This window comes from Muricoccus vinaceus, from assembly GCF_042433125.1.
In the GTDB taxonomy this organism is placed as follows: Bacteria; Pseudomonadota; Alphaproteobacteria; order Acetobacterales; family Acetobacteraceae; genus Roseomonas; species Roseomonas vinacea.
This window is the reverse complement of sequence record NZ_JBHLVZ010000083.1, coordinates 139130-150801: the sequence shown is the minus strand read 5'-3', so window position 1 is coordinate 150801 and position 11672 is coordinate 139130. Positions and strand designations below refer to the sequence as shown.

The following is an 11672-nucleotide window of genomic DNA, read 5'->3' as shown; positions in this document are numbered from 1 at the left end:
GCCAGGAAGGGGAGGAACCAACAACATGCAACACACCATCCGCACCTGGCCGTCCATGGCGGCCCTCGGGCACCTCCGCTTCGCAAGGCTCCGCCGGACCGCGGCGCGCCCGGGCTTCACCCTGGTGGAACTCCTGGTCGTGCTCGTGATCCTCGGCCTGCTCGCCTCCGTCGCGGCGCCCCAGGCCATGCGCTATCTCGGCGGCGCCAAGCACGACGCGGCCAAGCTCCAGCTCCAGGGCCTGATGACGGCGGTGGACCTCTACCGGCTGGATGTCGGCCGCTACCCCACGCGGGAGGAAGGGCTGGCCGCCCTGATGCAGCGCCCCTCCGGGGTGGACCGCTGGAACGGGCCCTATGTGCGCAAGGCCGACCAGCTCCAGGACCCCTGGTCCCGCCCCTACCGCTACCGCTTTCCCGGGGAGAACGGGGTTTATGACCTCTTCACCCTGGGCGCGGACGACCGCGCCGGCGGCACCGGCGAGGACCGCGACGTGACGAGCTGGTGACCCCGTGCGCGCGCCCGGCTTCACCCTTCTCGAAATGCTGGTGGTGCTGCTGATCATGGCGCTCGCCGCCACCGCCGCGCCGCGCCTGCTGGGCGCCGGGCGTGGCGGCCTTCTCCGCGCCGCGGCCGACGACGCCGGGGCCATGCTGCGCGAGGCCCGCGCCGAGGCCCGCCGCACCGGGCGCGACGCGCGCGTGGTGTTCGACACGGCGCAGGGCAGCTTCCACCGCGTGGGCGGCAACCGCATCGGCCGGGTTCCGGCCGGCGCCGCCCTGGTGGTGGACGGCGCCCGGGAGGAGGCCGATGGCGAGGGCCGCATCGCGCTGCGCTTCGACGCCGAGGGCGGCTCCACCGGCGGCCGCGTGCGCCTCGCCTCCGGCGCGGCCTCGGCGGGGGTGGAGGTGGACTGGATGACCGGCCTTGTCCGCGCCCTGCCCTGACCCCCGCCCGACCGCGAAGCCCGGCTTTACCCTGCCCGGCTTCACCTTGGTGGAGGCGCTGGTGGCGCTGCTGGTGATCGGCGGCGCCATCGCCGCGGTGATGCCGCCCCTGGGCAATGCCCTGCGCGCCAAGGGGGAGCGCGAGGCGGAGCTGTCCGCCGTGCTGATGGCCCAGTCCATCCTGGACGCCCAGGCCCCGCCCGGCCTGGCGCGGGAAGGCCTGCGCGAGGGCCGCTGGGCCGGCGGCCGATGGGCCCTGGAGATCGGCCGGGGGGAGGAAGGCCCGGAGGGCCTCGCGCTCCGGCCCGTCCGGGTCGCGGTCGGCACGGTGGTGCTGCACACGCTGCGGCCCGGCCCCCCGGCGGAGGCCCGGCCGTGACGCCTCTGGCTCGCCCCGGCATGACCCTGGCGGAAACCCTGGTGGGCCTTGTCCTGCTCGGCCTCGTGGCGGCCCTCGGCCTGTCCGCGCTGGGCCTGGTCGGCCGCGCCGCCGCCTCGGCGGGGGCGGATCCCGGCGCGGTCGGCGCCGCGCAGGATCTTCTCCGCCTCCGCCTTTCCGCCGCCCTGCCCAGCCTGGGCGAGGGGCGCCGCGGACAGGCCGCCCTTCTGTTCGAGGGAGGCCCCGAGCGCCTGACCTTTCCCGCCGAGCTTCCCCCCCGCTTCGGCCTGCCCGGCCCCGCCCTGCTGGAACTCCGCCGCGCGGAGGGCGCGCTGCGCCTCTTCTGGCGTCCCCTTTCCGCCGCGCCGGCCACGGCCCAGGGCGGGGAGGGGGCGGCCGGGCGCGTGCTGCTGGACGACGTCGCCGCCCTGCGCCTGCGCTATTTCGGCGCGCCCCGCCCGTCGGAGCCCGTTGCCTGGCGGGAAAGCTGGTCGGACGCCGCCCTGCTGCCCACGCTGGTCGAGCTGACCGTCGAGTTCCGCGACGACCCGCCCGGCGCGGCCCGCCAATGGCCGCCCCTGGTGGTCGCCCCCCGCTTCGCCCGCCCCGCCTCCACCGCCCCGGCGGACGCCGCCCCTTCGGCCCCCCGCAACGGAGGATCCTCCCGATGATCCAGCGCGCGGACCTCGCCTCCCTGCTGTCCCGGGGCGCGGCCTTTCTCCGGTGGTGGCGGCGGGAGCTGCTGGGCATGCTGCCCGCCTCCCTCCGCGCCGCCGGCCCCCGCACCATCCTGGACCTGCGCGGCGGCTCCCCCATCCTGGCCCGCGCGAAACGGGGCGCCTGGCATCCCCTCGCCCCGGCGGAAGGCGTCGTGCCCAAGGGTCCGATCGCCCGCGCCATGTGCGCCGAGGACCGGTTGGTGGTCGCCATTCCCTCCGCCTGGATCATGACGCGGGTGCTGCGCCTGCCCGCCGTCGCCGAGCCGCGCCTGGACGCGGTGCTCGGCTTCGAGCTGGAGCAGCATGTCCCCTTCGCCGCCGAGGAGGTGGTCTGGTCCCACCGCGTGCTGCGCCGCCTGCCGGATTCCCAGGGCATCGAGGTGGAGGCCGCGATCCTGCCGCGCGCCATGGTGGCTGCCGCCGCGGGGGCGCTCCGCGCGCTCGGTGCCCGGGCCCCCATCCAGGCCCGCCCCGATCCCGCCGCCGAGTGGCCGGCCATCCCGCTCGACGCGCTGAGCCCGCCCCGCCGCGGCTGGCGCGGCCGGGTGGAGGCGGCGCTGGCGCTGGCCGCCGCGCTCCTGTTGCTCCAGCTCGGCCACGACGAGCTCAGCCGCCAGCAGGCCGTGCTGGACGCCGTCCAGGCCCGCGCCGTCGCCGCCCGCACGGCGGCGGAGCGCGTGCTGACGCTGCAGGCCGGGGTGGACGAGGCGCGCGGCCGGCTGTCCGCCGCCATGGCGCTGCGCAGCGGCCGCCCCGCCGCCGTGGCGGTGCTGGAGGACCTGGCCCAGCGCCTGCCCGACGACGCCTGGCTGACCGAACTGCGCCTGACGGGCAGCCAGCTTTCCGTGTCCGGCTTCGCTGCCCGCCCCGACGCCCTGCTGGAGGTGCTCGACGCCTCCCCCATCCTCCGGGAGGTGCGCTTCGCCGCCCCCCTCACCCGCGGCCCGCGCGACACGGCGGACCGCTTCCAGCTCGCCATGCGCGTCGTGCCGGACGCCGCCCTTCCGGTGGCGCCGGTGCAGGTGGTGGCGCGGTGACCGCCCTCTCGCCCACCCCCCTGTCACCGGGGGCGCGGCGCGCGGCCGCCCTCGCGCTGCTCCTGCTGCCGCCGCTGCTGCTCTGGCTGCTGCTGGTCGATCCCTGGCTCTCGGCCCGCGCCGCGCTGTCCGACCGGATCGGGGAAGCGCTGGCGATGGAGGCGCGCGCCACCGCCGTCGCCGCGCGCGAGCCCGCGCTCGCCGCGGAGGGCGAGGCCCTGCGGCAGGCCCTGGCCGGGGCCGCGGACCTTCCCACCGCCGCCAGCCATGCCCTGGCCGGCGCCGAGCTGCAGCGCCGCCTGCGCGAGGCCGCCGCCCGCCACCGCGGCACCGTGCAGAGCCTGGAAACCCTGCCCGAGGACCGCGCCTCCGGCATGATCGGCATCCGCGCGCGGCTGCAGGTTGGCCCGGAAGGGCTGCAGGCCATCCTGGCGGAGCTGGAGGCCGGGCGGTCGCTGATCCAGGTGGAATCCCTCACCCTGGCCGTGGCGGGGGTCGGCACCCGCCGCCCGCTCGACGCCCAGCTTCACCTGCGGGCCCTGCGGCGCGAGGAGGCGCGGCCATGAGCGCCCGCCCGCTGCTTCTGCTCGCGGCCTGCGCGGGCCTGGCCGCGCTGGCCGTGACGCGGGAGGCGCCCGTTCTGCCGCCCCCGCCCGGCGCAGGCACGGCGGCCGGTGGCTACGCGCCCGTCGCCGCCCTGCCGGAGCCGCCCCGCGGCCCCTGGGCGGAGCAGGTCGCGCGCCCCCTCTTCGCCCAGGACCGCCGCCCGCCCGTCCTGGCCACGCCCGTCGCGACGCGCCGCGAGCCGGAGCCACCCCCGCCGCTGGCGGCGGCCGGCATCGTGCTCCAGGCCGGCGTAGCGGTGGCCCTGCTGCGCCTGCCGGACGACCGCGTCGTCCGCGTCGCGGTGGGCGACGAGGTGGGGGGTTGGCAGGTTTCGCGCATCGCCGACGACGGCGTGCTCCTCACGCGCGGTTCGCGCAGCGTGACGCTGAACGCGCGCATCGCCTCGGCCGGCGGCCTGTCCCGCATCCCCTAAGGAAAGGAGGGCGGCTCAGGCGCGCCGCCGCCGGATCTCCGCCAGGTGCAGCCCGCCGATGGCCTGCGCCACCCCGAAATAGGTCACCAGCCCCGCCCCGACATAAAGCGCCAGCACGGCCAGCCGCGCCGAGGAGCCCACGGGCTCCGGCACCAGCGCGCGCAGCGCCAGCAGCACCACCGCCATCGCCAGCGTCGCGATCAGCAGCCGCGGCAGGCGCCGGCGCAGCCGCCGGTCCGGCCGCCAGGCCGCGCGGCGCCGCAGCAGGAAGGCCAGCGCGGCCACGTTCACCCAGGCCGAGATCCCCGTGGACAGCGCGATGCCCACATGCGCGAGGTAGCGCGTCAGCACGAGGTTGAGCGCGAGGTTCAGCGCCACCACGGCCAGCCCGATCTTCACCGGCGTCGCCGTGTCGCCGCGCGCGAAGAAGCCGGGCACGAAGGCCTTCACCAGGATGAAGGCGGGCAGCCCCAGCGCATAGGCCGTCAGCGCCGCCGCCGTTGCCGCCGCCTCCAGCTCCCCGAAGGCGCCGCGCATGAACAGGCCGGAGATGATGGGCCAGGCCAGCAGCGCCTGCGCCGCCGCCGCCGGCAGGGCGAGGGCCAGGGACAATTCCAGCGCGCGGTTCATGGTGCGGTGCGCGGACAGGGGCTTGCCGCCCCGCAGCTGCTTGGACAGCAGCGGCAGCATCGCCGTGCCCACCGCCGCCCCGATGACGCCGAGCGGAAGCTGCCCGATCCGGTCGGCGTAATAGAGGTAGGACACGGCCCCCGCCGGCAGCAGGGACGAGATGATCACGTCCACTGCCAGGTTGAGCTGCGTCACCCCCGCTCCGATCAGCCCGGGGCCCATGCGCCGCAGCACCGTCCGCACCTCCGGCGTCATGCTGGGGCGCGAGACGATCCGCATCGGCATCCCCGCCCGCGCCGCCGCCACCCAGACCAGCAGGAGCTGCGCCGCCCCCGAGATCGTCACCCCCCAGGCCAGCGCGTGCCCGGGCGTGGCCACGAAGGGCGTCAGCGCGAAGAGGGCCGCCATGGACAGGATGTTGAACAGCACCGGCGCCCCGGCGGCGGCGCCGAAGCGGTCCAGCCCGTTGAGCACGCCCGAGACCAGCGCCGTCAGGCAGATGAACACCAGATAGGGAAAGGTGATCCGCGTCATCTCGACCGCGAGCTGGAAGCGCAGGGGCTCGTCGACGAAGCCCGGCGCCAGCGCCCGCATCACCTGCGGCATGAAGATGATGCCCAGCACCGTCAGCAGCGTCAGCCACAGCGTCATCAGCGTGGACATGCGTTCGGCCAGGGCCCGGGCCTGGGCGGGCCCGGACACCGCCAGCGTGCCCGCGAAGGCCGGCACGAAGGCAGCGTTGAAGGCACCCTCCCCGAACAGCCGGCGGAACAGGTTGGGCAGCTTGAGCGCGATGAAGAAGGCATCGGCGATCGGCCCGGCGCCGAGGCTCGCCGCGATCAGCATGTCGCGCAGGAAGCCCAGCGCGCGGCTCGCCAGCGTCCAGCTTCCGACGGTGAGGATGCCCTTCAGCACGGCAGGGCCGGGCTCAGCGCGGCGGCAGGAAGCCGACCAGCTCCTCCGCCCTCGCCACGATCGGCTCCGCGATCGCCCGCGCGCGCTCCGCGCCCTGCCGCAGCAGCGCGTCCACCGCGCCCGGGTCGTCCAGCAGGCGCCGCGTCTCGGCGGCGATGGGCGAGAGATGCGCGGTCAGCGCATCGGCCAGGATGCCCTTGAAGGTGCCGAAGCCCTGGCCGCCGTGCTGGCGCAGCACCTCCTCGGGCGTCGTGCCGGTGACGGCGGCGAGGATGCCCACCAGGTTCCGCGCCTCCGGCCGGTTCTCCAGCCCCTGCATCTCGGAGGGCAGCGGCTCGGGATCGGTCTTCGCGCGCCGGATCTTGAGCGAGATCGTGTCCGCATCGTCCGAAAGGTTGATGCGCGACTGGTCGGAGGGGTCCGACTTGCTCATCTTCTTCGTGCCGTCGCGCAGGCTCATCACGCGCGCGGCAACCCCCATGATGTGCGGGTCGATATGCGGGAAGAACTCCACGCCGTAGTCGTGGTTGAACTTCTCGGCGATGTCGTTGGCCAGCTCCAGGTGCTGCTTCTGGTCCTCGCCCACGGGCACGCGCGTCGCGTGATAGGCGTGGATGTCGGCGGCCATCAGGTTCGGATAGACGTAGAGCCCGGCGCCGGCGTTGTCGCGGTCCTTGCCGGCCTTGTCCTTGAACTGCGTCATGCGGTTCAGCCAGCCGATCCGCGCCACGCAGTTGAAGATCCAGGCCAGCCGCGTGTGCGCGTGGACGTGGGACTGCACGAACAGCGTGCAGCGCGCGGGGTCCAGCCCGCAGGCCAGCAGGGCGGCGGCCATGTCGCGCGTCTGGCGCGTCAGCTCGCGCGGGTCCTGCCACTGGGTGATGGCGTGCTGGTCCACCACGCAGAAGATCGCCTCGTGCGTGTCCTGCATCGGCACCCAGTTGCGGATGGCCCCCAGGTAGTTGCCGAGGGTGGGGACGCCGGAGGGCTGGATGCCCGAGAAGACGCGCTGCATGGAACGGGTTTCCTGGCCGGCCGGCGGTTGGAGTGCCGGGGGCTCGTTGGGGGTGCGCGCGGGGTGTCCCGCCCGGAGGTGGCGGCGTCAAGGCAGGGCAGGGGCCCGGGCCGGCGAAGGATTCCGTCAGCCCCCCGGAAGCCACACCCGCATGGTCGTCCCCCGGCCCAGCTCGCTCTCGATCAGCAACTGCCCGCGGTGGTGGGAGACGATGTGCTTCACGATGGCGAGCCCGAGACCCGTGCCGCCCGCGCCCCGCGCCCGCCCGGAATCCACCCGGTAGAAGCGCTCGGTCAGCCGCGGGATGTGCTCGCGCGCGATGCCCGGCCCGTCATCGGCCACCTGCAGCAGCACCCCCGGCGGCAGCCCGCCCTCCGCCACCGGCATGGCGCGGACCGAGAGCACCACCCGCCCCCCTTCCCGCCCGTAGCGCACCGCGTTCTCCATCAGGTTGCGCAGCACCTGGGCGAGCTGGCCGGGGTCGGCCGGGGCGGCGGTGGCGGGGGACAGGTCCAGCTCCAGCCTCGCCCCCCGTGCCGCGAAGATCGGCGCCAGCGCCTCCGCCTCGCCCCGCGCCAGCGAGTCCAGGCGCGCCTCGCCGGTCGGCGCCTGGTGCTCCGTCATCTCGATGCGCGACAGGCCCAGAAGGTCCTCGATCAGCCGGCGCATGCGCTCGGCCTGCTCGGCGATGATGGCCAGGAAGCGCGTGCGCGCCTCCGCATCGCCCTCCGCCGGGCCGCGGAGCGTTTCCACGAAGCCCATGATGGAGGCCAGCGGCGTGCGCAGCTCATGGCTGGCATTGGCCACGAAATCGGCCCGCATCCGCTCGGCCGCCCGTGCCTGGGTGCGGTCCGCCAGCACCACCAGCAGCCGCCCGCGATCCGACAGCGGCGGGTCCAGCGGGATCACCTGGGTGGACAGGTCGCGCGCCACCGGCACGGGCAGCACGGCCTCGGCCGATTGCGCCACCCCCTCCGCCAGCGCCCGGTCCACCGCCCCGGCGATGATGGGGTGGCGCAGAAAGGCGGCGGCATCCGCCCGGCCTTCCCCCCCGGCACCGAAGAAGCGCCGCGCCGCCGCGTTGGCGCGGAGCGGGCGGCGGTCCTCCGCCAGCACGATCAGCGGGTCGGGCAGCGCCTCGATGATGGCGGCATCGGCCTCGCGCAGCCGGCCGACGGTGGCCTCGCGCTCCGCCAGGTCGCGGGAAAGCCGCGCGGCCGCCACGGAAAGCCGCACCGCCGCCCGCGGCAGGCCGCGGCCGGGCGGGGCGGGAAGGCCGCCCCCGGCCGCGACCCGCAACCCCTCCTCCAGCCGTGCCAGCACCCCCAGCCAGAACCGCGCCAGCAGCAGCGCCGCCGCCGATGTCGCCGCCAGGCCCAGCAGGACGGCGCCGGGCTCGGCCCGCCCCGTGGCCGCCAGCAGCGCCAGCACCAGCCCCGGCGCCGCGCCGAACAGCCCGGCCATCCGCAGCAGGTCGCCGGGCGATGGCCGGCCGGTGCTCACGCCATCCGCGGCGGAATCATGGGCTGCCCGTCAGGACCCGGCGGCGCCGGGCAGCACCGGCGGCTCCACCATCTGCGGCTCGGCCCCGGGCGTCAGGGCATAAACCGCCAGCGCCCGCTGCAACTGGCCGGTGGGCAGCAGCCGGAAGGCCCCGTCCGCGCCCTGCAACGGCTCGCCCACCGGCAGCGCCGCCGGGGCGTTCGGGTCGCCGGGCCGCACCGAGCGCAGCGCGGCCGAGGTGGCGTCGTAGGCCGTGGCCGCCAGCCGCGGCGGCCGCTCCCCGAAGGAGGACTGGTAGCGCGCCTCGAAGGCGCTGCGCGCGCCCGGGTCGGGGCCCGGGATCAGCGCCCCCGCCAGCGCCGGCTCGGAGGCCAGGGTGGCGTCGCCGGCCCAGAGCGTGGGACCGCCGAGGCGCGTCTGCGGTGCCCCCAGCCCGGCCGCCGCCAGGGCCGCCGCCATTTCCCGCGCCTGCGCCCCGCTGTCGGCCAGCATCAGCAGGCCGATGCCCTCCGTCCCCGCCTGGGCCACCATCTGCCCGGCCGCCTGCGGTCGGGAGGCGCTGGCCGGATAGGTCACGATCACCGGGGCCGACATCCCGGCCTCGCGCGAGGCGTTGCGCAGCGCGTTCGCGAGCTGGCGCGTGAAGGCACCCTCCGGCCCCGCCAGCCCCACGCGGCGGACCCCGCCCGCCTGGGCCGAGGCCACGAGCCGCCGCACCTGCTGGGAGGGCGTGATGCCCGTCACCCAGACGCCGTTGCCGCCCTGCTCCACGTCGTTGGTGAAGGCCAGCACGGGCACGCCGGCCGCCCGCGCCTGGCCGGCCGCGGCCGTGGTCTCGGCCCCCGTCAGCGGCCCGACCACCACCCGCGCCCCGTCCGCCAGGGCCGAGCGCACGGCCTCCGAGGCGCCGGCCGCCGAGCCCCGGGTGTCGCGCGGCACCAGCTCCACCCCGCGCGCGCCGGATTCGAACAGCGCCATGGTGGCCGCGTTCAGCATGGCCGGGCCCAGCGCCGCCTGCGGCCCGCTCATGGGCAGCAGCAGCGCGACGCGGGCCGGAACCGGCTCGGCCGGCGCCGCCGGCCCGCCGAACAGCGGCGCCGGCTGGCCGTAGCCGTAGTATCCCCCGCGCGGCCCTTGCGGGGCGCAGGCCGCGAGCCCCACAACCGCCAGCAGCGCCGCCAGGGCGCCAAGGCGGGGATGACGGCTTGCAGGGCGCCGGGATGAATGACGAAGCGGAAGGCGGAACAGGGCCGGGGCCCGGAACGGGTGAGGATCCACGCGAGGCCCCTTCTGGTGGCGAATCGGGTGCCGGGAGCCCGGAAATCGGCGCGTCAATCGGCGCGTCCGTCGGCGCGTCCGCCGGGCTGGCTCCTGGGTTATGGCTGGTCGCGACCCCCATCGGCAACCTGGGGGACCTTTCCCCCCGCGCAGTCGTGACCCTGCGCGGGGCCGACCTCATCCTGTGCGAGGACACCCGGGTCACCGCGCCGCTCCTCGCCCGCCACGGCATCGGCGCCCCGCTGGCGGCCCTGCATGACCACAACGAGGCGCGCGAGGTCCCGCGCCTGCTCGAGCGCCTGCTCGCCGGGGCGCGGCTGGCGCTGGTTTCGGATGCCGGCACCCCCCTGGTCAGCGACCCCGGCTTCCGCCTGGCCCGCGCGGCCATGGAGGCCGGCGCCCATGTCTCGGCCGTGCCCGGCCCCAACGCGGCGGTCATGGCGCTGACGCTTTCCGGCCTGCCGCCGCAGCCCTTCCTGTTCATGGGCTTCCTGCCCCCCCGCGCCGCCGCCCGCGCGGAGGCGATCGGCCGCCTGCGCGCCGCCGAGGGCGCCGGGCTGTCGGCCACGCTGATCTTCTTCGAGGCCCCGCACCGGCTGGCCGAATGCCTGGCCTCCCTGGCGGAGGGCTTCGGCGGCCGCCCGGCGGCGGTGGCGCGCGAACTCACCAAGCGCTTCGAGGAGGTGCGGCGGGCCACCCTGCCCGAGCTGGCCGCCCATTACGCCGCGCAGCCCGCCCGCGGCGAGATCGTGGTGGTGGTGGGTCCCGCGCCCGAGGCGACGGGCGGCGCCGACGAGGTGGAGGAGCGCCTGCGCGCGGCGCTGGCCGCCGGCCAGTCCCTGCGTGACGCCGCGGCCATGGTGGCCACCGCGACCGGCCTGCCGCGCCGCCAGGTTTATGCCCGCGCCCTGGAGATGGGCCGCGAGGACTGACCCCGTTGCCAACCCTCCCGCCCCCCCTCTGCCAGAAGAACCCGGAATGAGCGGCCGCCCGGCATTTCCCTCCCTGCACCTCCGCCCCCAGCCCCGCCTGCTGGACGTGCCCGTCGTTCTTTTCGCCTTCAAGCGCCCGGACTACCTGGCGCGCGTCTGCGCCTCCCTGCTGCGCCAGGACGGCATCATGCTGGACCCGCGCCGCGTCTTTCTGCTGCAGGACGGTCCCGTCTCTCCCCGCAGCGGCCTGCGCTACGCGGAGGACGCGGAGATCCAGGCCTCGGTGGCCGCCTTCCGCACCCATTTCCCCCGCGGGGAGGTGCTGGCGAGCCCGGACAACCTCGGCATCTCCGTCAACATCCGCCGCGGCGAGACCCTGGCCTTCGAGACGCTGGACCGCGACTGCGCCTATTTCTTCGAGGACGACCTCGAGCTGGGCCCCGACTACCTCCGGATCATGGAGGAGCTGCGCGCGCTGTCGGACCAGGACCCCCGGATCGGCTACTTCGCCTGTTACGGCGACCACGCCGCCATGCCGCCCGGCCCCGCCGCCCACCTGCTGATGCTCCAGCACCACTGGGCCTTCGGCCTGAAGCGCGAGCCCTGGCGGCGCCTGCGGGAATGGCTCGCCCCCTATGACCGCATCCTGGAGGGCGCGGACTACGCCTTTCGCGACGACGTCGCGATCTTCCGCTGGATGGAGAGCCTGCCGGTCGCGGGCGGCTTTTCCTCGCAGGACGCGGTGAAGACGCTCGGCTGCAACGCCCTGGGCATCGCCCGTGTGATGACCGATGTGTGTTTCGCCCGCTACATCGGCGCCGAGGGCGCCTCCTTCAGCGCCGCGAAGTTCCGCGAGATGGGCTATGACCGCATGGAATGGGTGCGCGGTCCGGAGCACCACCTGGCGCCCGAGGCCGCCTCGGAGGTGACCGCCATCATCGAGGAACCCCGCAAGCGCCACGAGCACTACCGCCAGCACCGCCTGGCGGGGCTGCTGGAGCAACAGCTCCGCCTCCGCCTGGAGCGCGACCGCCCGGCCACGCGGGAGGACGTGGTGACCCTCTACCGCTTCCTGCTGGACCGCACCCCGGAGGAGGCCGCGGTGGACGACCTGGCCGGCCGCTACTCGGTGCGCCGGGTGCGCGAGATCCTGCTGGAAAGCCGCGAGTACCGGGGCCGGAACCCGCGACGCCCCGGATAGGGAAGGGGAGGGGGGTTTCGCGCCGCAGCATCACCGCCCACCTTGGGGGGTGAAGGGGCGCGCGCCGCCCCCGCCGC

13 protein-coding genes are annotated in these 11672 nt (G+C 76.0%); 9 read left to right on the top strand and 4 right to left on the bottom strand.

All coding sequences use genetic code 11. The features are described 5' to 3' along the window. Positions 1–25 precede the first annotated feature (25 nt). Genes gspG through ACFFIC_RS22805 form a run of 7 tightly spaced genes read left to right on the top strand, consistent with a single transcriptional unit; the run spans position 26 to position 4121 of the window. Positions 26–508 carry a type II secretion system major pseudopilin GspG gene (gene gspG / locus ACFFIC_RS22835; protein ID WP_377054670.1) on the top strand — a complete coding sequence of 161 codons (483 nt, stop codon included), beginning with the start codon at positions 26–28 and terminating at the stop codon, positions 506–508. 4 nt (positions 509–512) lie between these two features. Then, positions 513–947, top strand: coding sequence for a GspH/FimT family pseudopilin (locus ACFFIC_RS22830; protein ID WP_377054668.1), 435 nt, complete (start codon positions 513–515; stop codon positions 945–947). After that, positions 928–1326, top strand: a complete 399-nt coding sequence (locus ACFFIC_RS22825) for a type II secretion system protein (protein ID WP_377054666.1) — start codon at positions 928–930, stop codon at positions 1324–1326. Before ACFFIC_RS22830 ends, ACFFIC_RS22825 begins: the two co-directional genes overlap by 20 nt. Further along, complete coding sequence (locus ACFFIC_RS22820) at positions 1323–1997, top strand: hypothetical protein (RefSeq protein ID WP_377054664.1); 675 nt, start codon at positions 1323–1325, stop codon at positions 1995–1997. Before ACFFIC_RS22825 ends, ACFFIC_RS22820 begins: the two co-directional genes overlap by 4 nt. Next, positions 1994–3082, top strand: coding sequence for a PilN domain-containing protein (locus ACFFIC_RS22815; protein WP_377054662.1), 1089 nt, complete (start codon positions 1994–1996; stop codon positions 3080–3082). The genes ACFFIC_RS22820 and ACFFIC_RS22815 overlap by 4 nt, the downstream gene beginning before the upstream one ends. After that, positions 3079–3648 carry a type II secretion system protein GspM gene (gspM, locus tag ACFFIC_RS22810; RefSeq protein ID WP_377054660.1) on the top strand — a complete coding sequence of 190 codons (570 nt, stop codon included), beginning with the start codon at positions 3079–3081 and terminating at the stop codon, positions 3646–3648. The genes ACFFIC_RS22815 and gspM overlap by 4 nt, the downstream gene beginning before the upstream one ends. After that, complete coding sequence (locus ACFFIC_RS22805) at positions 3645–4121, top strand: hypothetical protein (protein WP_377054658.1); 477 nt, start codon at positions 3645–3647, stop codon at positions 4119–4121. The genes gspM and ACFFIC_RS22805 overlap by 4 nt, the downstream gene beginning before the upstream one ends. 15 nt (positions 4122–4136) lie before the next feature. Here ACFFIC_RS22805 and murJ read toward each other — a convergent pair whose 3' ends face one another. The 4 genes from murJ to ACFFIC_RS22785 all read right to left on the bottom strand — a co-directional run bounded on the left by murJ (position 4137) and on the right by ACFFIC_RS22785 (position 9462). Continuing rightward, positions 4137–5666 carry a murein biosynthesis integral membrane protein MurJ gene (gene murJ / locus ACFFIC_RS22800; protein ID WP_377054656.1) on the bottom strand — a complete coding sequence of 510 codons (1530 nt, stop codon included), beginning with the start codon at positions 5664–5666 and terminating at the stop codon, positions 4137–4139. Positions 5667–5679: 13 nt separating this feature from the next. Continuing rightward, a complete protein-coding gene (gene trpS / locus ACFFIC_RS22795) occupies positions 5680–6681 on the bottom strand; it encodes a tryptophan--tRNA ligase (protein WP_377054654.1) in 1002 nt (333 codons plus the stop codon). Between the two features lie 126 nt (positions 6682–6807). Further along, positions 6808–8184: an ATP-binding protein gene (locus ACFFIC_RS22790; RefSeq protein ID WP_377054652.1), complete on the bottom strand. Its 1377-nt coding sequence runs from the start codon at positions 8182–8184 to the stop codon at positions 6808–6810. Positions 8185–8214: 30 nt separating this feature from the next. Continuing rightward, positions 8215–9462, bottom strand: coding sequence for a penicillin-binding protein activator (locus ACFFIC_RS22785; RefSeq protein WP_377054650.1), 1248 nt, complete (start codon positions 9460–9462; stop codon positions 8215–8217). Here ACFFIC_RS22785 and rsmI point away from each other — a divergent pair. After that, complete coding sequence (rsmI, locus tag ACFFIC_RS22780; protein ID WP_377054648.1) at positions 9405–10394, top strand: 16S rRNA (cytidine(1402)-2'-O)-methyltransferase; 990 nt, start codon at positions 9405–9407, stop codon at positions 10392–10394. The two genes, ACFFIC_RS22785 and rsmI, sit on opposite strands and share 58 nt — an antisense overlap. 46 nt (positions 10395–10440) lie before the next feature. Beyond that, positions 10441–11595 carry a glycosyltransferase family protein gene (locus ACFFIC_RS22775; protein WP_377054646.1) on the top strand — a complete coding sequence of 385 codons (1155 nt, stop codon included), beginning with the start codon at positions 10441–10443 and terminating at the stop codon, positions 11593–11595. Positions 11596–11672 lie beyond the last annotated feature (77 nt).